This is a genomic window from Bradyrhizobium sp. sBnM-33 (assembly GCF_032917945.1).
Classification (GTDB): Bacteria; Pseudomonadota; Alphaproteobacteria; order Rhizobiales; family Xanthobacteraceae; genus Bradyrhizobium.
The window spans coordinates 2,605,796-2,627,362 of record NZ_CP136624.1; the positions used below are offsets into that span (position 1 = coordinate 2,605,796).

Below are 21,567 nucleotides of genomic sequence, written 5' to 3' on the forward strand. Positions count from 1 at the left end.
GATACTGTCTATCTGGACTGAGAAGTCCGGCTTGATCTGCTGCAGAGGAGAAGGGGATGTATTGCTTTAACGAAACAACCCTAAACCCTTTCGTTAACCGTAGATTCCGTCCCGACGTACTGGTCTTGCTGCAACTGCCCTGTGGGCGAATGGCGCAGCGTGTTAACCGCGCTCCGTGATCGCCTGCTTCGTCGGTCGGTGATCACCATCCATGGTGAGAGCTACCGACTTCGAGAAGCACCGCTCCGGCGCATTCCCTTCACTTGGCTACCGAAGAGACGGCATCGATGAATGCAGAACGGGCCCAGCTTGGCGCTGGCACTCCTTCCGAGACTTCCGAATCCGAAACCTCCGAACCAGGGTTCCCGGCCGCGGCGCAGTGGGTCGAAGCCTTGACGGAGGCGGAGGCGTCCGCCGCCGACCCCGCCTCGTCGCAGGACCAGGTCCTGGTGGGCCGGGCTGCCGAAGAGGGGCAGGGCGAAGACGAGGATCGGCAAGAGGCAGTAAGTCGAACGAGGGCTTGGCGGGATGCAGGCGATGTCGATGAGCCGCTGGATCTGTCGTCCCTGTCCCTGACCGCCTTGTCCGCTCCCCTCCCGCCCGAGCTCCGGCGCCTGAACGTCGACAACAATCAGCTGACCAGCCTGCCCGACCTTCCAGCCGATCTCCAACGGCTGTACGCCAGCAACAATCGGCTGACCAGCTTGCCCGACCTTCCAGCCGGGCTCCGGCGGCTCTACGCCAGCAGCAACGGGCTGACCAGCCTGCCCGCAGACCTGCCGCCCGGGCTCCGGCGCCTGAACGTCGACAACAATCAGCTGACCAGTCTGCCCGACCTTCCAGCCGGGCTCCAGCGCCTGAACGTCGACTACAATCAGCTGACCAATCTGCCCGAGCCCCTCCCGGCCGAGCTCGAATGGCTCAGCGTTACCCACAACCAGCTGACGAGCCTGCCCGAGATGGTCCCCGCCGAGCTCCTATGGCTCGGCGCCAGCAACAACCAGCTGACCAGCGTGCCAGAGACCCTGCTGACGCAGCTGGGCCGTGAGTCCAGCGTTGATCTGGATAATAATCCGCTGCCCGAGGGGATACTGACCAACCTGGCGACAGCCATGCATGCCGGGGACTATGCCGGCCCGCAGATCTTTTTGTCTATGGCCGAGGAAGCGGTGGAAGTCGAGCCGCGGCCTCTGCACGAGGTTGTCGCGCACTGGCTCGAGGGCGATACTGGCACGGTGGCCGCCTGGCAGCGCTTCGCCGAAGAGCCAGGTGCCCAGGACTACGCACGCTTCCTCGACAGGCTCCGTGGCACGGTGAACTATGGCAACGAGGCGTTCCGGCAGGCGGTGGCCGAGGATCTGCGGCAAGCGGCGGCCAGGCCGCGATTGCGCGAGCACTATTTCGAGCAGGCTTTAGGAGCGAGCGACAGCTGCGAGGATCGCATCACTTTGGCCTGGAACGGCATGCAGACCGCACGCCTGAACGCTGATGTCGAGGACGGAGCCTATGACGGGCGGCTCGACGAATTGCTCCAACACGGCCGTGTGATGTTCCGCTTGGAGGCGCTGGACGGGATCGCGCGCGAGACGGTCAACTCGCTCCGCCGTGCCGACCCGGACGCCGACATCGACGACATCGAGGTCTATCTTGCCTACCAGACCCAGCTGCGCGACCCCCTGGAGCTGCGGCACGTCGCCCCAGACATGCGCTTCTTGAACATCTCTCACGTGACAGAAGACGACGTTGCCATGGCCGCGACATCGGTGCGGGACCAGGAGGCGACGGGATTCGGGGACTATCTGGCAAGGCGCTGGCAACCTTGGGAGAGCGTGGTGAGACGCATCGCCCCCGGTGACCATGCGGTGATGCAGGAGCGGCTCATCGATGCGATGGGAGAGGAGTTCGACAGCCGCCTGAATAGACGGCTCGCCGAGAATGGCTTGACAGACGATGCCGATGCCGAGCGGGTGCTCGGAGCCGAGATCCGCAACGAGATCGCCCGCGAGATCAAGAGCGCGGTAATGCACAAGGTGCTCGCGGATCGCGGCCTCGAGCTGTGAAGCGGCCGTTCATGCGAGGGCTGTCAATCGCTGTTTCGGCCGTCGCCGCGGTCGATTGCGCGATCGAGATGAGAAACTGTGCCTGCCTGGCAGCTCCGCCGCCGCAGCAGCAAGCCGAGCTAGCCGACCGTGAGCCATCGCCACGCTCAAGAAGACTGCGATGGCGATAGGCCGCCGAGAAACGCCTGCAGGGGAGAGCTTGCTACCACCTGTCGTGAGACCCAGTTCGATCACGAAATGATGAATTGGAATGACGTGGCCGGTAGAGGAGGGGCGGATTGCTCAACAGCAATACCTCATTCCAGCGCATCGAAGGGTGTGAGAGCGAACTAAGCGAATTCGCCGGCGGTTCTGATATGCGCAGCAATTTAGCTGACGGACCTTGCCCGACCGCATTGAAAATATTTTTCGATAAACCAGCGCGCAGTAGAGCCATGGAGCAAGAGCGGAGCCAAATGGGGGTGCCGCGCACGTTATGCGAGACTCGAAAACCGGCTTGTGCACCAGCGTTTGCTACTGTCCGAAAGCAAACGCGCATGATGTGTGGAACCCGACAAGCTGTTGCGAACGCGACATTGGGCCGCAAAAACGTGCGAGCTTCCTCTGCATCGCACTGGCCCAAATCCTGCACCGCGTTCACGGGCGAGGGCAAGAGAATGGGAGGCGCGTTTGAGTCTCGATCTGAGAAACGACGAAGCGGTCGCCGGTCCACCGTCCGCGACCGACGTGGGCTGTCCGTTTCACACCGATAGAGTCCGCATCCAGCAGGGAGAACAGAAGACGTTGGTGCTAACCGGCGCGTCGCGCGGCATTGGTCATGCCACCGGAAAGCTGTTTTCGGAAGCGGGCTGGCGCATCATTTCTTGCGCGCGCCAACCGTTCGATGGCGGGCGCTGCCCGTGGGAGTCAGGAGCCGACAACCATGTCCAAGTCGACCTCAGCAACCATCGGATGCTGGCGCGCGCCATCGCCAAGGTCAAGGAGCGCCTCGCGGGCGCGCCATTGCACGCGTTGGTCAACAATGCCGGCATTTCACCGAAGACGCCGAATGGCGCACGGCTGACGTCCTTGACGACGTCAGTCGAAACCTGGATGAGGGTGTTCCACCTCAATCTGGTGGCGCCGATCCTGCTCGCGCAAGGCCTGTTTGATGAGCTGAAAGCAGCGACCGGATCAATTGTCAACGTGACCTCAATCGCAGGCTCGCGGGTGCACCCGTTTGCCGGCTCTGCCTATGCGACATCGAAAGCTGCGCTCGCGTGTCTCACGCGCGAGATGGCGCACGACTATGCACCGCATGGCATTCGCGTGAATGCGATCGCGCCCGGCGAGATCAAGACAGACATTTTGTCGCCGAACACGGAAGCGCGCCTTGTACCAAATATTCCGCTGCGCCGAGTTGGCACACCCGAAGAAGTCGCGAAGGTCATCTTCTTCCTTTGCTCGGATGCGGCAAGTTATGTCACAGGCACCGAGGTGCCGATCAATGGCGGCCAACACCTGTGATAGACTGCACCTGCAACAAACAAATCGCAGCTGATTTGATCTACATCAATGGAATTCGTGTTCCCACGGAATGCGAGCGACAGGTGCGGAAGAGCAGAGAACAATAAGCAAGTCAAAGCACTGTAAGTTTACCGTCATGCCGCGCTCAACGCGCTGTAAGTTTTACCATTGTGCCATAATAGAAGGTATCTTTTGCGTCATCCTAAAATGGCGGCGAGATCGAGGATGACATGCAACACAATATTCGCAAATCCGAACAGGAGGACAGCGAGGATGGTCATAACAACGGAGACGTCGTCATGCTGCATCTCCCTTCCGTACGCGAAAGGCCTAACTCAAACTCCGAGACGGACGACGCGGTCCCTGATGTGCCGTTGTACGAGAGCGCGATTATCGGGATCTTCGAAATATCGAAAGTACTCACCGCCCCCTGCCGGCTGGAAGTCACGCTGGCCAACGTCGTCGATCTTCTGCAATCGTTTGTGCAGATGCGGCACGGCATCGTCTCTCTGTTCCACGATGATGGCGTGCCGGATATTGCCGTGGGCGCCGGCTGGAGCGAAGGCAGCGACGAGCGCTACCGGATGCGCCTGCCGCAGAAGGCAATCGACGAGATCGTGGCGTCGGACAAGCCGCTCGTCGCCGAAAACGTAGCAGTGCATCCGGCCTTTAGTGCTGCGGACAAGGAGGTGCTCGGGGCCTCCGACGACATGCGAGTGTCGTTCATCGGCGTTCCCATTCGCATCGATGCGAATGTCGTGGGCACGCTGACGATCGACCGCATCCTGGACAACGCGTCGAGCGTTCGGCTCGATTACGACGTGCGGCTGCTCACAATGATTGCCAATCTAGTGGGGCAGACAGTGAAGCTCCATCGCCTGTTCGCGTGTGACCGCGAGCGATTGATGGCGGAGAAGGACCGGCTGCAAAAGGAATTGTCCGAGCTCAAGCAGCCTGCGCGGGAGCGCAAGAAGGTTCATGTCGAGGGGATTATTGGCGACAGCCCGGCGTTGCGCAAGCTGCTCGAGAAGATCGCGGTCGTAGCCAAATCAAACAGCACGATGCTGTTGCGCGGCGAGTCCGGTACCGGAAAGGAGCTGGTCGCCAAGGCCATTCACGAGCAGTCGGCGCGCGCCAAGCGGCCCTTCATAAAACTCAATTGCGCGGCGCTGACTGAGACGGTACTGGAATCCGAATTGTTCGGTCATGAGAAGGGTGCCTTTACCGGCGCGTTCAGTACGCGCAAGGGTCGCTTCGAGCTCGCCGACAAGGGGACGCTATTTCTGGACGAGATCGGCGAGATCTCGGCCTCGTTCCAGGCAAAGCTACTGCGCGTGCTGCAGGAGCAGGAATTCGAGCGCGTCGGCGGCAACCAGACCATTAGGGTCGATGTTCGCGTGATTGCCGCGACGAATAAGAACCTGGAAGAGGCGGTGGCAAGGAACGAGTTCCGCGCCGACCTCTATTATCGCATCAACGTGGTTCCCTTGCTGCTGCCGCCGTTGCGCGAAAGGCGCGGTGATATCCCGCTCCTCGCCACCAAGTTTCTCAGGAATTTCAACAGCGAGAACGGCCGTACGCTCACCTTCGATACGAGTGCGATTGAAGTACTGATGAACTGCGGTTTTCCGGGAAATGTCCGCGAGCTTGAGAATTGCGTGCAGCGGACCGCGACTCTGGCACCGGGGCCATCGATCGTGAGAGACGACTTTGCCTGCTGCCACGGCCAGTGCCTTTCCGCGATGCTGTGGAAGAGCGGATCGGACGAGATAGCGCTGCAGCCGCGGCCGATCGTACCAGTGCCCGCCAAGCCGGCCACATCGCCGGCCGAGGCTGCTACATCGCTCTCGCCTTTCGGCAGCGAGCTGGCTCCGCTAGCGCCAGTCGGCGCAGCCCTCGTAGGTGGTGCTAAGATGACAGATCGCGAGCGTGTCATCGCGGCCATGGAAAGATCCGGCTGGGTGCAGGCAAAGGCGGCGCGCCTGCTTGGACTTACGCCGCGCCAGATTGGCTACGCCCTGAGGAAATATGGCATCGAGATCAAGCGCTTGTGAAAGGAGTGTCGGCCTTGGGGTATGTCGGGGCCGTGACCATCGCCGTTGGGGCGAATAGCTGGAGAAACAGACATAGAGGCTTGGTTGGTTTGGCGCGGACTTGGACCCGATCACGATCGGATGCGATCCCCGCGTCGGCCCGATTTTGTCATCCTCGAGATCAGCCCGCGCGACCACCGGCGGTCCCATGCCCGAAACGGTCGTGCGAACGCGGCGCTGTCATCGCGAATTCGTTGGCCGTGTCGCCATCGACCATTAGCTCACGCCGGATATAGTCAGCGAGACCATCGGGTGTTCGACCTCGTTCAATTTGCCCGGCGTCATATGCAGCGACCGCTGCGCGATGCGGGCCTGCGCGCGAAGGGACCGCCGTGTGCCAAGCGGTCGCAGGCGCCGCAAGCTTATTGCGGCGCTGGTCTTGCCCCTGGCGATGCGAAGCATCGTCCAGTGCAAGTCGGCTCAGGGCTTACGCTCTCTCGTGAGCGCAGCGGCCGCTGCGGAGACTCGGGATCCCGTATGGATCGACTCGAGCAAAGCGCATCCCGTTTTGAGCCGCTCTCCTTGATCCAGATCAACGACAAATCACGCCGCGCGAACCGGGCTGTCGTAGTCACGACGAATGTCGCAATTCCGCCGGCGGACGTCAGGCTACAGTGACATGACGCTTCCCAAAAGCTATTGTATTGCCACCTGATTTTGAAATTCGCGCAATGGTACGACACTTGCTGTTCTCTTCGCCAGCCGTTGCAACGTCTGGAGAAGCACATGCACAACGTCGTCTGCATCAAGCAGGTTCCCGACTCCGCGCAGATCCGCGTGCACCCCGTGACCAACACGATCATGCGTCAGGGCGTGCCGACCATCATTAATCCATACGACCTCTTCGCGCTCGAGGCCGCGTTGGAGCTGCGCGATAAGTTCGGCGGCGAGATCACCGTCCTTACAATGGGGCCGTCATCAGCCGAGGACTCATTACGCAAAGCGCTGACCTTTGGCGCCGATCGCGCCGTACTGCTCACCGACCGCTGCTTTGCGGGCGCCGATACGCTGGCAACGACTTACGCGCTGGCGACCGCCATCCGCAAAATCGGCAAGGAATATGGCCCGCCGGACCTCATCTTCACCGGTAAGCAGACCATCGACGGCGACACCGCGCAGGTTGGGCCCGGCGTCGCGAAGCGGCTCGGTGTGCTGCAGCTTACCTACGTCGCAAAGATCAGGGCCCTGGATCTCACCGCACGCACAATTGAAACGGAACGGCGCTCCGAAGGTGGCGTCCAGGTCCTTCGCACCAGGCTGCCGTGTCTCATCACCATGCTGGAGGCAACCAACCAGATTCGCCGCGGCGCCATGGCCGATGCATTGCGTGCCGCCCGGACGCCGATCGTGAAATGGAGTGCGCAGGAGGCCGGTGTCGAGGACATCTCCAAATGCGGTCTCAAGGGCTCGCCGACCATCGTCAAGCGTGTCTTCGCGCCGTCCGCGCGCGCTGAGAAGGCGGTGCTGGTAGAGGCCGCCGAGCAGCCGGCGCAAGCATTGATCGACGCCATCTTCAAGCACCAGCCCAAGCTTGAAACCGACCTTGCGGCGCTAGCCCGCGATGCCTGATCTGAAGGGTCTTGGCGATGAGCGACGTGATAAGAGCTCCCGCGTTGCCTGCGCAACGGCACGCCGCCAAGAAGGCGCTGCCGGGGCATTCAACGCTGACAAGCATGTCTGGTCTTCATCGAACAGGAGCGCGGGGAGGTGCATCCAATCTCCTGGAAGCTGATGGGGGAGAGCAGCAAGCTTGCCGAAAAACTGGAGGTTGTTCTCGCGGCGGTCGAGATCGGTCCGGAGGGCGAGGCGACACGCAGCGCCGCGGTCGAATTCTTCTCCTACGCCGAGGACCTTGTCCATCTCGTCGCCGACAACATGCTCGCAGATTACCGCAACCAGTCCTACAGCATGGCGTTGGCCGATCTTGTCAACACCCACAAGCCGGAGATCCTGCTGTTGGGAGCCACGATCTTGGGCCTTGATCTCGCCGCCTCCGGCGGTCGCCGCATTCACGCGACCGCGTAGCAGGCGAGCGGACATTTTGAGAACATGCGCCACTGAACAAAAGAGAGGCCCCGTGATCGAAGAGAGGTTCGATGCCATCGTGGTTGGCGCCGGAATCGCCGGCAACGCGGCGGCGCTGACCATGGCCAAGCGTGGCATGAAGGTGCTGCAGCTCGAGCGCGGCGAATATTCCGGATCAAAGAACGTGCAGACTGCCATCCTCGATGCGGACATCGTGGAACAGCTGACCCCCGATTTCCGCGAGGACGCGCCGCTCGAGCGCCGCCTTGTCGAGCAGCGCTTTTGGTTAATGGATAGGCGCTCCCATGTCGGACTGCGCTACCGTTTCAACGACTGCAACGACGAGCGACCGAACCGGTATATCGTTATCCGCGCCCTATTCGATAAATGGTTCTCCCGGAAGGTGAGGGAGGCCGGCGCCACCATCTTGTACCAGACTACAGTTACGGAGCTGGCGCAGAACCGCCGCGGCCGCGTCATTGGTGTGCGTACCGACCGCCAGGACGGCATAATCCACGCCGATGTAGTTGTGCTCGCCGAGGGCGTCAATGGCTTGCTCGGGACGTGTGCGGGCTTGCGCGAGCGGCCGACGCCCGACCAGGTTGCGCTGCAGGTCAAGGAAATGCACCTTTTGCCGCGCGAGACCATCGAAGCCCGTTTCAATCTCAAGCGCGACGAAGGGATCGTGATCGAGGCCGCCGGCTCCATCTCGCGCGGCATGACCGGCATGGGTTTCATCTATGCGAATAGGGAGTGCATCTCACTCGGCATCGGCTGCCTCGTCTCCGATCTCCAGCGAACGGGCGAAACGCCTTACGGGCTACTCAATCGCTTCAAGCGTCATCCGTCGGTGGTGCCGCTAATCAACGGCTCAGAGCTCAAGGAATATTCCGCGCACCTCATCGCGAAACGCGGCTACAACACCATACCCCAGCTCCGCGGCAAGGGATGGGTGGTGGTCGGGGATGCCGCCGAACTCAATAATACCAGCCATCGTGGGCCTCTGAACGTTGCGATGATCTCTGGACGAATTGCCGCGGAAGCGATCTTCCGTGTGAAGTCGCGCGGCGGTCGCAGCACGTCGAATAGTTTCTCACTATACAAGAAGATGCTGAATGAGTCGTATGAGGATCTGAAAAAGTACAAGGATATGCCGGCGCTGATGCACACCCAGCCGGACAACTTTCTCCTCACCCATCCGCAGCTCGTCTCGAAGGCAATCCTGAACTTCGCGCGCATCGGTGGCAGGCCAAAGGCGGGGGAGGAGCAGTCGGACTCAAAATCCTTTGGCGATGTGTGGTCATGGACCGGAATCTTCGGCAATGGCTTCCGCTTACCGCGCGCCTGGCGCTGAATCAGCACTAGCTCAAGCGAAAACATGGGAGCCAGAAATGTGAACTTCGAGCATTCGATGCGCGTAAAGGACTAGCTGTTCTATAGCCCGTTATTTGGCCGACGTCCCACCTGCCTACATCAAGGGGCGGCCCGACGAGAGCCCGTTACTGCAGTTAGTCGCTCCTGCTGAAAGCTGTTGCCGCGCCACTACGAGTCGAACACCATGCCGAGACTACCGTTGACGGTCGCGTCGAATGCGGCCCGGCTGGCTCATCAGCGAGCCGCCCGTGACATCGAATGGAGCCCAGCGACACGGCGGCTATGGCGAGCTATTCAAGTTTCGGTGACGATTGGGCAGCTGCTATGGCGCCTAACAAGGACCTTCATTGGTTCGATCCATCTGGCCGGCGCACTCCAATCCCGCTCCCTCCGTTGCGCCGTTTCGGCTGGTGAAGCTAAAAAGATGTTTAGCCCAAGTCTTCGCCAGATATGGTCAATGTCCTTATTCCCGGACGGTCACTTCAAATTCCCCCACCTGTGGTCGCGCAAACTCCCCCACTTGTGGAGCAGGACAAGAGGCTTTTAGGTTGACTGGGTTTTGCGTGCAAGGGCTTCGGCGGCTTCCTTGAGGCGGTAGCTGCGGCCGTCGAACTCAAGCAGATGACAATGGTGCATGAGGCGGTCAAGGATCGTCGTGCTCATGGTGTTGTCGCGGAGATAAGCGCCCCAATCCTGCACGACGCGATTGGACGTGACGATGACGCTGCGGTGCAACTTGTAGCGTTGATGGATCAGAGTCTGCAGCAAAGTGCCGGCTTCGTCGGGGATGGTGCGAGCGAGGAACAGATCGTCAAGCACAAGCAGATCGCAGTCAGAGATGCTCCGCAGTCGAGCTTCGCGCTGAGCGGCGGGCTGAGGGCGTAACGGTTGAAGAAGTCATCGGCCTCAAGATACTGGACCTTGTGGCCTTGCAGGATGGCCTGGTAGGCGACGGCCTTGGCCACGTGCGATTTTCCGGTGCCGGGCTTGCCAATGAACAGAGCGTTTTCACCGACCGCGACAAACTTCAGCGCATGCAGCTGGAAGCAGGCCTGACGCGGCAGTTTGGGATTGAAAGACCAGTCGAACTCCGCGAGCGTGAGCTTCTCTTCAAGCCCGGATTGCTGGTAGCGGCGAGCGATGAGACGGGACTGACGACGATCGAGTTCGTCCTGCAGGAGCAGGCAGAAGGTCTCGAGGAACGGTTGGCTGGCGCCCTGGGCCTGCAGGACGCGGGTCTCGAGAGTGTCGCGTATGCCCGACAACCGCAACTGTCGTAGGCAGCGATGGATTTCTGGCAAGGTCATGGTCATTCCGAATGATCTCCTGTGGAAGTTGAAAGGCAGAGTTGATCGGCAATCAAGGTCGCGGCGGGAGCGCTCGCGTCGTCGGAGCTGGCCGGGATTGCGGAGACGACGCGAGCGCGGTTTGGTGCGGGCTGATCATTGCCGTTGTTGCCAGGCCGGCGCTCGATGCTGGCACGGTTCTGGGCGCCGAGGCGAAAGAGTTCGCCGTATTCGTCTGCGGGACGGATCAGTGGATGATCCTGCGTCAGAGACAGCGTGAGTTGTGGTGCCTGATCGACGCGCTCGAGCGCCCGCTCGAACAATCGCTCAAGGATGGCGCGCACCTGTTTGTAGCGATGGATGTGATGACGCATCGCGTGATCGCAGGCTTGCTCGACGAGCCGGGCGGGATACTTCTTCGCAAGTCCGACAATGCCCCACATCGCGCGTTGTCCAACGCGACCTTCGGTGTCGAACAGGTGCTGACAGAGCGCCTTCGCTTGCGGTCCGATGTCGCCGGCGCTTGCCAGCAGGAAGGCGGTCTGACGAGATGGATTGAACGGGCGCTCGTTGTGCGGCAGTTTGAGCGAACCCGGCCGTGCGGCGCGGGCATGAACGCGCAGCAGCGCCTGGGTGCTGCGGTCGCGGATCTCGATCGTGGTCTCGTAAAGGCGTACCACGACCTGGCTGCCGATCGGCGCGGGGCGCGCGGCATAGTCGCTGTGATCCACCCGCACGGTGGTGTCGTCGTAGACGGTACGCACGAGCTCGGAGAAGTAACGGAAGCCGGTCGCGGGCAATGGCCGCAGATGCGGCTTCTCCTCCTGGAACATGGCCTCGACCTGACGCCTCATGCTGCCATGGATGCGCTTGGAAGCCCAGTTCGTCTCCCAGTGCTCCAGAAAGCTGTTCTGAGCCTCGAGTGACTCGAAGCGCCGCCCGGCGAGCGCGGTGCCCTGGGTGTGCTGGATCGCGTTCTCCACGGTCCCCTTGCGGTTCGGGTCCCGCACCCGTGCCGGATCGGCGACGACGCCGTAATGCGCGAGCACCGCGCCGTAGAGCCGGTTGAGCTCGGGCTCGTAAAGGTCGGGCGTGACGACGCCTTCCTTCAGATTATCGAGCACGACATAGCCGACGGCGCCGCCAAAATATCGAAAAGCCCCTTCGTGGAGCTGTGCCCAGATCTGCTGGCTCGACTTCCAGACCACCCGCCGGAAGCTACGCCGCGAGTAGCGCAGGGTCATCACGAACAGGCGCGGCCGGCGGTAACGACCGCTCTTCGGATCACGGGTCAGCGCGCCTTCGCCATAATCGACCTGGGCTTCCTCGCCGGGGGCAAACTCGAGACGGTCAAACTGTTTGGGATCGATGTGGCGCAAGGCGCGCACGAAACGCTTGACGCTCTCGTAGCTGGCAGTGAAGCCGAGCTGATCAACCAGATCCTGGTAGATCGCCTGCGCATTGCGCTTCAGACGGACCTGCTGCTCGATCCATTCCCGATGCGGTTCACAGGCTGAGCGGGCGAAATCAAACGTCTTGGCGGCCACCTTCATGCCGATAGCCGGCGGTCGCGGAGGTGGGGGAGTTTGGCCATCCGCGGCCTCGGAGCCGGCGGTCACCCCGGGGGAATTTGCCTTCGCCGCTCGCCGGGACACGAAAATCGCCTGGTAGCGCCGGATCGTCTTGCGGTCGATCCCCGTCAGCCGCTGGATCTCTCGTTGGCTCGTCTGGCGCTCAAGTAACGTAAATACGGTGCTTTGCAGATGCGGCTTCAAGACGTTCAACTCCCGGTCCCCTCTTCCCTAAAGGGGGCGAAAATAAACGTCCTGCTACGCGCTTTGCGGCCGATCAGCCGCCCAGCCAGGCGGAATCAGGTGGGGGAGTTTGAGGTGACCTCACCCGGGGGATTTTGACCGACCGTCGGGGTTATTCGGGAGCTGTTTGGCTGTTCTGCTGAATTGCTGGAGCGTATGATCGGGCAATTCATCGTCGCTTGAATGGGAAGCGAAGAGGAGCGAACAGCTACGAATATGTTTGCCTGTTCAGCTGCCATCACAACCACCGTGCTCGGCATTGTTGGCATGGCCGTGGCTCTTCAATAAGCAGGCGAGGTTGAGATTTGGCCGAGCTGAAAGAAGCTCCATGATCTTAAGCCCTCTAACCTGAATACGGCGCGGTTAGAGCACTTTACACTTCGATGATCATAGATGCAGAGCGACGGAGTTTTTCTCATTTCGACTCTGGATCAAGCGAGCATAGCGGAAACGCTTATCATCTGGCGGACCCACTCTTGTGATCGTTCTGGTGGAGGCGCAGATCACTACTGATCATGTGAAAGAGCTAGATCGGACACAGCCCTCGTTGTCGAGGCGCACCTTTCGTTAATGAAGTAGTCCGGCCGTACTCCCGCCCTTTGCCGGCAACGAATGCTGGCAGGGGCACCGAACAAGGAGCACACGATGTCACCGAAGCTCGATGCTCCGCCCGGTCAGCGATTCGGACCGCTGGCCAGTGCGGTGTGGCTTGCACGCCTAAAACGCTGTTGGGCCGCTCAGGCAGCGACGGCTTCGCAACTCTCGATGGCTTGAGGGACCCGGATAGACGGTGAGTGCCGCGATGATGCCGAGGACGGCTGCGAACATCAACCAAAAGCGAGTAAGCCTTGTCATCGGTCCGTTGATCAGCCAATTCGAGGCCAGTGGCGTAAAGGTGCCGAACAAGGCGGACGCGAGCGTGAAGGCCAGGGAGAAGCAGGTTGTGCCCATATGCTTCGGCACGATCTCGACCGGAGCGCCCAGCATAGTGCCGCTATAGATGCCGAAGTAGAAACGAGAACATCATCGCCGGCACGAGCATCTCGCCGAACGTAGGGGCGCTTACCAGCCAGTGCTATGCCGGATAAGCGGTCACTAACGCAAGGCCGGCAATGGCTAGCAGAACCGGACTTGCGGCCGATTCGGTCAGAGACGGCGACGCCCTCATTGGATTCCATATAAAGTTCGTCACGGCGACCAAAAGCGCCACCAAGAGCGAGTCTTGTAAGGACAGCTTTCAACACGTTCTTGCCGAATGTGGGCGCCTAAACTCTCCGGTCCGTGCATCAGCGACGCGCCGGTCTGATCGAGCAGGCCCTTGATCGCCTCGCTCCTGCGCTTCAGGTCGTCGCGGTCGGCGTTCGCCTTGGCGAGCTGACGGCGCAGGCTATCGTTCTCGAATTAGATGATGCCCTTGTTGTGCCTCAAAGCCTCGTTCTCCGAACGCAAGGTGCGAAGTCGGTGGGTCCGATCGCAAACCCGCCCATCGCAAGCGAGAAGAGGATGATGCCACGATGAAGGAGCCCGACGCCGCGGTGGAATTCGCGTGGTCGAGCTCGTCATGTTTCCTCCATTTGAACTCTTCAAAACATTACTCCGATTAAGGTCGCCCACATTCGCAGAGCTTGAGTGTTCAGACAGGAAAGGGCGCGCACCTGAACTTAGGTAGCTCACGATGTCCCTTGCTTAGGTCAAAATCGACCGTGATGTCGCGTAGGCTGACCCTAAGTCGCCTTGCGTTCCGTAAGCGCTCGACTGCTTCATTGGCGTCCAATTGCCAAATCCAGAGATAGCGACCGTCCTGGCTTACCCCAGCATTGCGCCGTATTATCGGACCATCGTCTAGCCTGTAGCTCACGTCAATCCCTGCCGAGCCAATGCGCATGTCGAACTCCAGGACAGGCCTTGCCTCGCCGTTGATGCAACCGACGTACAGCGTCGCGCCAACGCTGCGCAGTTCTGCTAAGATCTCGGTGCGTTCCGGGCGGCTTTTGAACTGGTGGATTTCCCAGCCAAATGCCGGAGATGCAATGGTGGCGCTAAGCGCAATGAGCAGAGCGTGTTTCTTCATTTGATGCTTTCTAGTACGAAGCGAGTGTGGGTTCGATTACATGGTGTGTTCATTCTGCCGATCAGCCATCATCGACAACTTTAGCTGCCTCCGGTTTGCGTCCACCACAAGCGAGCGTAAGCGCCTTCTCCCAGCAGATCAGTATGCCTGCCCTCCGCAACGATCCGCCCCTTATCTAAGACGACGATCTTGTCGGCACCACAGATGGTGCTGAGTCGGTGAGAGATGACCACGATGGTCTTCCCGGCACGGCGCAAATCCTCAATCAGCCGGTGAACAGTGGCTTCGGCAACGGAGTCGAGAGAGGAGGTCGGCTCGTCAAGGATCAGGATCTCCGGATCCCGGTACAGAGCTCGGGCCAGCGAAAGACGCTGCTTCTCGCCGCCAGAGAGCCGTACGCCGTTTTCGCCCAGATAGGCCTGGAAGCCTCCGGACCAATGCTCGATCACCTCCCGCAGCCCGGTGTGATCGCAGATTTTCATGATCCTGTCGATCTCCGGCTCGAACTCGCCAAGCGCGATGTTCTCGATCACCGAGCCTGAGAACACGTCCGTCGTTTGCGGTACTGCAGCAATAACCTTACGCAGGGATACGGTCGAGAGGTCTTTGAGGTCATACGGCCCGATCCGAATGCGCCCACTCTCGAGGGGGTAGACGTTCTGCAGCAGCGCTGCAAGGGAGCTCTTGCCCGAGCCGCTTTCTCCCACCACGGCCGTCATTTCGCCTCGACGAAAGGTGACGCTGAGATCTTGAAAGAGCTTCGGCTGTGCGCCATGGCGGAACGTGACGTTCTCCAGGCGGATATCACCAAGCTCTGATTTGGTGGCATCAATGCCGCCGCCGCGTGCGGGCTCAAGGTCGAAGATCTCGAACAGGCGATCCGCGGCGATAAAGGCGTCCTGAACGATTCTGTTGGTTTGGATCAGGTTGGCGACAGGCCGGGTGATATAGCCGAGCAGCGCGTAGCAGGAGAGTAATTCACCCGGAGTGACGGCCTGATCCAGAACAAGCGTCGTACCAAACCACATTAGCACGATTGTGAACAGAGTTGAGAGGAAACTCGAGGCATTGTCTCCGACGATCGAGATGAGGCCGGAGCTGTAGACCGAGTGCAGGGTCTTGACGAAGCGAGTTTCCATCCTAAGGCAAGCGAAGCTCTCCACACCGAATGTCTTGATCGTGGAAACAGCTCCGAGCGATTCAACCAATTGCGCTTCCAGATCGGCGGCATTCTCCATGATCGCGCGCTGGCGCTTCCTATTCAGCCGGTTAATGGTCCAATAGATTAAGACGTATAGTGGGATGGAGATAGCCACGACCACAGCGATCTTCCACGAGTAGATGAACATCAGCCCGAAGGAGAACAGTATCACTAGCACATTGACGAAAATGGTGATGGAGACATCGTTCAGGAAGCTCCTGATTTTCACCGCGTCGTTCATCCGGGAGACGATTTCTCCCATGCGCATGCTATCGAAGAACTTTTGTGGTAAGCTTAGGATGTGATTGTAGTAGCCGAGGATCAAGCAGACATCGATCTTCTGCCCTGTCTGCAGGACTAGCCGGTTTCTGAGGACATTGATTAAGATCTGTGGCACCAGGATCAGCAGCATCGCGACGCTCATTAGATTTAGCAAATTGCGGTTGCCCGCTGTGATCACGTGATCGACGATCTTCTGGACATAAATGGCCGTCGAGAGGCCAAGAAGGGTTGTTACCAGTGCGCCGACGAGAGCCTGCGTCAGCGCCGCTTTGTGTGACGCAAGCAGTCGGGCGAAGCGGAGAAGAGGTGAGGTGGTCTCGTCGCGGCGCTTGAAGGTGTCTGCCGGAACCAGGAGCACCAGGACGCCAGTCCATTGCCTCTTGAATTCTTCATGCGACAGCTTGCGGATTTCGCCATACGCCGGGTCCATGACGGTGACCCACCTCGCATCGATCGCCTGGACGACTACGAAGTGGTGCAGGACTTCCTTGACGATCACATGCGCGATGGCGGGCTTGGGGATCTTGTACAAGCTGTCGAAGCCACCCTTGACGCCCTTGGCAATGAAGCCCAGCTTTTGAGCCGCTTGCAGGAGACCCGAGACCGTGGTGCCCGATCGGTCGGTCGAAGCATACTGGCGGATGCGAGACAATGGCAACTTGTAACCATAGAAGGCTGCAACGGAAGCAAGGCTGGCAGCCCCGCAATCGGTGATGTCGCGCTGCTTGAATTTGATGATCTGACCCGACATGGCGGCTCACTCGCTCTTTGGAAAATAGATAATTAGCGAGCCGCCAGGAGCGGGTTGAGCCATTCGTCGATCTCGCTGTAGAGGAGCTGCAGGAGAGTGCGCTCCGCCACGAGGAAGCGGGCTCGCACGGTCATGCCTTTCCTCAGATGACCAATGATCCCGTTTGTGAGTTCGAGGTAACTGCGAGAGAGCGCGCAGCGGACCTTGAAGACCGGGTTCTTGTCCTGCAGGGTGAAATCATGCGCCACGTCTAGTACTGTCGCGTCGATCACACCCCATTGATTGTAGTTGAATGCATCGACCTGGAGCCGCACCGCCTGGCCCGGTTGCACGAAGCTGATGTCTTTGGGCGAAACGTAGATTTCCGCCACCAGTTCGCGGTCGGGCGAGACCCAACCGACAGTTTGCCCCGCCTGGACGTAGCTGCCGGGGGTGAGGCCGGTGAATTGCTCGAGAGCGCCTGATACGGGAGCGCGAATGCGGGTCAGATCGCGTTCGTTCTCGAGTTGATGCAAGCTGGCTGTGAGTTCCTGGAGGCGGAGGTTAGTATCGAAAAACTGCTGATTCCATTCGGCGGATTTGCTCGAGGCGAGGATCTCGCCTTTCACCTCGAGGCTCTGGAGAGCGAAAGCCGTTTCGTCGATCGTCTTTGCGGGTGCTGCAGCAACCGAGACGAGACGCTGAGCACGTTTGAATTCTAATGCGGCATTGCTGCGGGCATATTGGTTCTCCCGCAACAAGTTGAGAAAATGCAGCCGCTCGGCCGTGGCGGACTCGGTCCGGAGGCGGATGGGGGCATCCGCCTGCGCGCCGGAAGAGATAAGGGTCTGGAGGTCAGTGGCACGATCGCTCTTCACACGGATTTCGCCTGAAAGCGCACCGATCTTTTCCTCAATGACCTTATCATCGAGAGCGAGGATTTCTCGGCCTTGTGCAACGAGATCGTTCTCAAAGGCAAGAACACGAGAGATGCGTCCGGACACGGGCGCGATCAGAGGAGTCTTCTCGATGACGGGACGAATGGTGCCGGCACTTTGAACAGACAGCGTCACGGTGATGACTGGCAGCGACACCAACGCCCCAACGACAGACAACACAATGATCTTGTAGATCGCCAAAGATCGTCCTGACTCTCGCGACAGGATGCTCTCTGCAGTGTAGCTGACCATTTCCGGAGGGGTGCCGTCGCGGGGTTGGTAGGAATTGAGTGTGGCGTAGTCTCCGGGGTGATCAACCTCGAATCATCCGGCGTTGAAGCGTCGGACTGGAGACCACGCCATGACGAGCATTACCACGAAGCCTGATTCTTTGCAGTCTGCGGCCGATATGGCCGGCGATCTTTTCGACAACTGGTTTGATCCGCTTGAGGCCGAAGTGCGGGCGCGATCGCGTGAGTTCATCGAAGAACTGCTCCGCGGGGAGCCACGGCAGCCGGACGCGATCGCTGACCGGCACGTTCGGACCGATCGAGATCGCGGTGCCGCGCGCCCGTCTGACCACTGCCGATGGCAAGACGACCGAATGGAAGAGCCAGACGCTGCGGGCCTATCAGCGCCGCACACTCGCCGCCGACGCGCTGATCGCGAGCACGTATCTCGCCGGCACCAACACGCGGCGGGTGCGCCGTGCGCTCGCGGCCTTGTTCGGCGGGACGGTCGGCAAGGACACGGTGAGCCGGACCTGGCGCAAGGTGAAGAGCGACTGGGACGCCTGGCACACCCGCTCGCTGACCGGGGAGCCGATCGTGCGCCTGATCCTCGACGGCACCGTGGTGCGCGTGCGGCTCGACCGCAAGGCGACCTCCATCTCGCTGCTGGTCGTTCTCGGCGTGCGCGAGGACGGCCAGAAGGTGCTGCTCGCGATCAAGAGCATGGGCGGCGAGAGCGCCGAGGCCTGGCGCACTGTCCTCGCTGACCTCATCAATCGCGGGCTGCGGCGTCCGGAATTCCTCATCGTCGATGGCGCGCCGGGGCTCGACAAGGCCATCGCCTCCGTCTGGGACGGCGTGCCGGTCCAGCGCTGCACGGTCCACAAGCACAGGAACCTGTTCGCACATGCCCCCGAGCGGCTGCATGACGAGATCACTGCGGATTACAACGACATGATCTACGCGACGACGCCTGAGGAGATCGAGGCGCGCCGCAAAGCCTTCATCCACAAATGGAGGCTCAAGCATCGCGCCGTCGCCGACAGCCTGGAGGAGGCAGGAGAACGCTTGTTCACCTTCACGCGTTTGCCGCCGAGCCAATGGCGCAGCGTGCGCACCACCAATGCAATCGAACGGCTGCACGAAGAGTTCAAGCGAAGGATCAAGACGCAAACCGTGCTGCCGTCAGCAGACACCGCAGCCATGCTGTTCTGGGCGCTGCTCGCCTCCGGACAGATCAATATGCGCAAGGTCGATGGATGGCAGACGCTCGCCGCAAAGCCTGGCAATCAGCCGATTGACCTCGCCGCCTGAAACGATACCTTCATGTTCCCGGAGAATGCGCCACGCCAAATTCCCACCACTTCCCGGACGGCACCTCCGGAGGCAGTAAGACATCAGTCATAATAGTTGTGTCACGGCTTTTATGATGATTAGCGCTTCCAAACGACTAATGAGCGACGCACGGGGAGTGTGCGCCACCCATTGTTCTCAGACCCGAAAGCCGCCACTAACGCATTATCTCCCATGCAGTTACAGCTGCGAACATTGTTGCAACAACCGCTGCAAGTAATTCGAGAACCCACCCTCCAGAAGTTGCGGCTGCTTCTTCAGCTTCGGTTACATCATGCGCTGACATATCGGCCTTCATTATTGTTCCTCGTCCAGATGTGGAATACTAGGTGGTGCCGGTCTGCCGATTGTTCGGCAGCCCGAAAAGAGAGAGGAAGAATTGTGTGATTGCGCCCGGCTGCGGCCGCGACTGAGACGTTGAACGGAAATTCTAAACGTCTGCTAGCGAGCGAAAATCGTTCGTGCCGCACGACGGAATGCATAAGAGAGCCTGCCTAGCGCCGCGGATAGGTTATCCGCGTCGTAGACAGGCTCGTAGGCACTCTTACGCTACCGGTGCCGGGCAGTCGACGATAATGTCAAAGCTGCCATCGGGGAAGTCCACGATAACGACGTCGCAGACGTCGCAGGCTTGGCCTCCCGAAGCCGCAAATGCTTCTTCAGGGGTCAGCTCGGTCACAGCATAAGCTGACATATCGCTTCTCAATGTGTTCTCCTTTTCAAGATCAGTCAGTGTGGCCGGTCAGCAAATGCTGACAGGCGGCGTGGGAAGTTCAAGTCTCGTGCCAACCTTCGCAGGAACGGCAAAAAAAATCTGCACGCTCTTTCAAGTACTTAAATGGGCGTGTGCGGCAGACCGCTCGAACATCACTGTTGCGAACGCGACAAATCGAACAGGCGCGAACACGACATAGGTCAAGAGGCGTTTCATTAATCTCTCTGCCCCTGACAATAGAATCCAGATTTGTAGACTGTCTGGCGTCTTAGGATACCAGCAGCGGGCGCGCTCTCGCGAGCTATCGCTAAATTTTGGTGACGGCCTGGCCGGTCAGGCGGCGGCGGTTATGGGCTGACGGTCAGTCGGCTTGGCGATGACCTCGATCCCGTCGTTGAATGTCACACCGAGAACGAGTTTTGGCAACTGGTTGTGGCCATCGAGACGACGCCAGCTTTTCTGCGCGGCCTCAAGCAGTTTGAAGACCATCGCGAGCGCCGTCCTGTTGGACAGGGCAACCCTTCGATCGGATCGTGCGGTGGCGCACGGTAGCGAAGGTGCTTTCAATGGGATTGGTCGTCCGCAGTTGCTTCCAGTGCTCGGCCGGGAAGTCGTAGAACGCCAGTAGCGTGTCCCGGTCCTTACTCAAGCAGTCGGCCGCCTTCTCGTATTTGGGCGTGTAGCTCTCGATGAAGGCGTCGAACGCCAGCTCGGCGGCGGCCTTGGTTTCGGCCATCCAGATCTCCTGCAACGCGCGTTTGGCCTTCGGCTGCTGGCTCTTCGGCAACTTGGCGATCACGTTGGCGGTCTTGTGCACCCAGCAGCGCTGCTCGCGCGTTCTCGGCCAGACCTCACCGGCGGCCTTCCAGAACCCGAGCGCGCCATCGGCGATGGCGAGCTGCGGCGGCACGTCGAGCCCGCGCCGCTTCAGGTCGAGCAGCAGATCGCGCCAGTCCTGCGCGCTCTCGCGGGCACCATCGGTGAAGCCGACCAGTTCCTTGCGGCCTTCCGGCGTCGCGCCGATCAGCACCAGGATGCACTGCTTTTCGTCTTCGAGGCGTGCCTGGAGATGGATGCCATCGGCCCAGATGTAGACGTAGCGCTTCACCGACAGATCGCGCCTCTGCCACGCGGTGTGTTCGTCAAGCCAACCGTCCTTCAGGCGGCCGATGGCGGATGCCGACAACCCGGCAGCATCCTTGCCGAGCAGCGCCGCCAGAGCCTCGGAGAAGTCGCCGGTGGAGATACCCTTCAGGTAAAGGATCGGCAGAAGCGTCTCGATCGATTTCGAGCGGCGCATGTAGGGCGGCAGGATCGACGGAGAGAACCGGATGCGGTCGGGGTCGGTAGCGTCCGCCTCGCGATCGCGTACACGCGGCTGGCGGACGGCGACCGGACCGATACCGGTCATCACCTCGCGTTCCGGCAGGTGACCGTGGCGCACGACGCGCTGGTGGCCATCCGCAGTCTTCAAATCGGCATGCTTGCCGAGAAAGTCCGCGACCTCGGCCTCGACCGCCTGGGCCAACAGAGCACGCGCCCCATTGCGCAAGATTTCGGTGAGTTGATCGTCGACGTTTCCTGGCTGAATCAGCTTGATGATGTTATCCTTGGACACGGCATATCGCTCCTTCGGTGGAGAAGTGGAGGCGTCAAGCACCCCCACGATATGCCGCCTTCCCGATTCCCGCCGTCACCAACTTTCAGCGATAGCTCCGCTCTCGCCATCGCTTCTGACAATCAACCGCCTGGCATATCTCACCACACTAGGCTAATGCCGAGATCTTGGTGATGTGCTCTATCCTATCAGGGCGCCTGCCCAGAATGCCCCGCCGAACGTCGGTAATTGGTGATGTGCCTACCAATGGTACGTTTACTGAGCTGAGGAA

At 60.3% G+C, this 21,567-nt stretch carries 10 protein-coding genes and 5 pseudogenes; 7 read left to right on the top strand and 8 right to left on the bottom strand.

Annotated elements, in window-relative coordinates; genetic code table 11:
- Positions 1-287: 287 nt before the first annotated feature.
- The 6 genes and pseudogenes from RX328_RS11995 to RX328_RS12020 all read left to right on the top strand — a co-directional run bounded on the left by RX328_RS11995 (position 288) and on the right by RX328_RS12020 (position 9,038).
- Complete coding sequence (locus RX328_RS11995) at positions 288-2,060, top strand: NEL-type E3 ubiquitin ligase domain-containing protein (RefSeq protein ID WP_213256445.1); 1,773 nt, start codon at positions 288-290, stop codon at positions 2,058-2,060.
- A gap of 726 nt (positions 2,061-2,786) precedes the next feature.
- Complete coding sequence (locus RX328_RS12000; RefSeq protein WP_409410910.1) at positions 2,787-3,566, top strand: SDR family NAD(P)-dependent oxidoreductase; 780 nt, start codon at positions 2,787-2,789, stop codon at positions 3,564-3,566.
- Between the two features lie 230 nt (positions 3,567-3,796).
- Entirely contained in the window at positions 3,797-5,620 is a 1,824-nt protein-coding gene (nifA, locus tag RX328_RS12005) for a nif-specific transcriptional activator NifA (RefSeq protein ID WP_213256449.1), read from the top strand.
- A 765-nt stretch (positions 5,621-6,385) separates the two neighbouring features.
- On the top strand, positions 6,386-7,228 hold the full coding sequence (locus tag RX328_RS12010; RefSeq protein ID WP_057853273.1) for an electron transfer flavoprotein subunit beta/FixA family protein: 843 nt from the start codon (positions 6,386-6,388) through the stop codon (positions 7,226-7,228).
- A gap of 17 nt (positions 7,229-7,245) precedes the next feature.
- A pseudogene (locus RX328_RS12015) lies at positions 7,246-7,654 on the top strand (electron transfer flavoprotein subunit alpha); the annotation flags it as partial.
- 82 nt (positions 7,655-7,736) lie between these two features.
- Complete coding sequence (locus RX328_RS12020; RefSeq protein ID WP_213256451.1) at positions 7,737-9,038, top strand: FAD-dependent oxidoreductase; 1,302 nt, start codon at positions 7,737-7,739, stop codon at positions 9,036-9,038.
- A 563-nt stretch (positions 9,039-9,601) separates the two neighbouring features.
- Here the strand turns inward: RX328_RS12020 and istB are convergent.
- From istB to RX328_RS12050, 6 genes and pseudogenes are all read right to left on the bottom strand, one after another.
- Positions 9,602-10,365, bottom strand: a pseudogene (istB, locus tag RX328_RS12025) (IS21-like element helper ATPase IstB).
- Between the two features lie 2 nt (positions 10,366-10,367).
- The gene (gene istA / locus RX328_RS12030; RefSeq protein WP_249727217.1) at positions 10,368-12,128 is read right to left on the bottom strand and encodes an IS21 family transposase; all 1,761 of its coding nucleotides are present in this window, start codon (positions 12,126-12,128) and stop codon (positions 10,368-10,370) included.
- Between the two features lie 767 nt (positions 12,129-12,895).
- Positions 12,896-13,420 (bottom strand): annotated as a pseudogene (locus RX328_RS12035) (MFS transporter); the annotation flags it as partial.
- 371 nt (positions 13,421-13,791) lie between these two features.
- Positions 13,792-14,229, bottom strand: coding sequence for a hypothetical protein (locus RX328_RS12040; protein ID WP_213256455.1), 438 nt, complete (start codon positions 14,227-14,229; stop codon positions 13,792-13,794).
- Positions 14,230-14,309: 80 nt separating this feature from the next.
- Positions 14,310-16,463, bottom strand: coding sequence for a peptidase domain-containing ABC transporter (locus RX328_RS12045; RefSeq protein WP_213256457.1), 2,154 nt, complete (start codon positions 16,461-16,463; stop codon positions 14,310-14,312).
- 32 nt (positions 16,464-16,495) lie between these two features.
- Entirely contained in the window at positions 16,496-17,581 is a 1,086-nt protein-coding gene (locus tag RX328_RS12050) for an HlyD family secretion protein (RefSeq protein ID WP_213256459.1), read from the bottom strand.
- Positions 17,582-17,886: 305 nt separating this feature from the next.
- On the opposite strand from RX328_RS12050, the pseudogene RX328_RS12055 reads away from it, so the two are divergent.
- A pseudogene (locus RX328_RS12055) lies at positions 17,887-18,924 on the top strand (IS256 family transposase); the annotation flags it as partial.
- Between the two features lie 196 nt (positions 18,925-19,120).
- Here RX328_RS12055 and RX328_RS12060 read toward each other — a convergent pair.
- Together RX328_RS12060 and RX328_RS12065 are read right to left on the bottom strand one after the other, a co-directional pair.
- Positions 19,121-19,261 (bottom strand): hypothetical protein, encoded by a 141-nt coding sequence (locus tag RX328_RS12060; protein ID WP_213256461.1) that lies wholly within the window; start codon positions 19,259-19,261, stop codon positions 19,121-19,123.
- Between the two features lie 750 nt (positions 19,262-20,011).
- Positions 20,012-21,296: pseudogene (locus RX328_RS12065) on the bottom strand (IS256 family transposase).
- Between the last annotated feature and the right edge of the window lie 271 nt (positions 21,297-21,567).

Bases quoted from the DNA above. Each gene is read 5' to 3' on its own strand.
- RX328_RS12010 (WP_057853273.1), top strand. From the start codon at position 6,386: ATGCACAACGTCGTCTGCATCAAGCAGGTTCCCGACTCCGCGCAGATC.
- RX328_RS12040 (WP_213256455.1), bottom strand. From the start codon at position 14,229: ATGAAGAAACACGCTCTGCTCATTGCGCTTAGCGCCACCATTGCATCT.
- nifA (WP_213256449.1), top strand. From the start codon at position 3,797: ATGCAACACAATATTCGCAAATCCGAACAGGAGGACAGCGAGGATGGT.
- RX328_RS12045 (WP_213256457.1), bottom strand. From the start codon at position 16,463: ATGTCGGGTCAGATCATCAAATTCAAGCAGCGCGACATCACCGATTGC.
- RX328_RS12060 (WP_213256461.1), bottom strand. From the start codon at position 19,261: ATGAAGGCCGATATGTCAGCGCATGATGTAACCGAAGCTGAAGAAGCA.
- RX328_RS11995 (WP_213256445.1), top strand. From the start codon at position 288: ATGAATGCAGAACGGGCCCAGCTTGGCGCTGGCACTCCTTCCGAGACT.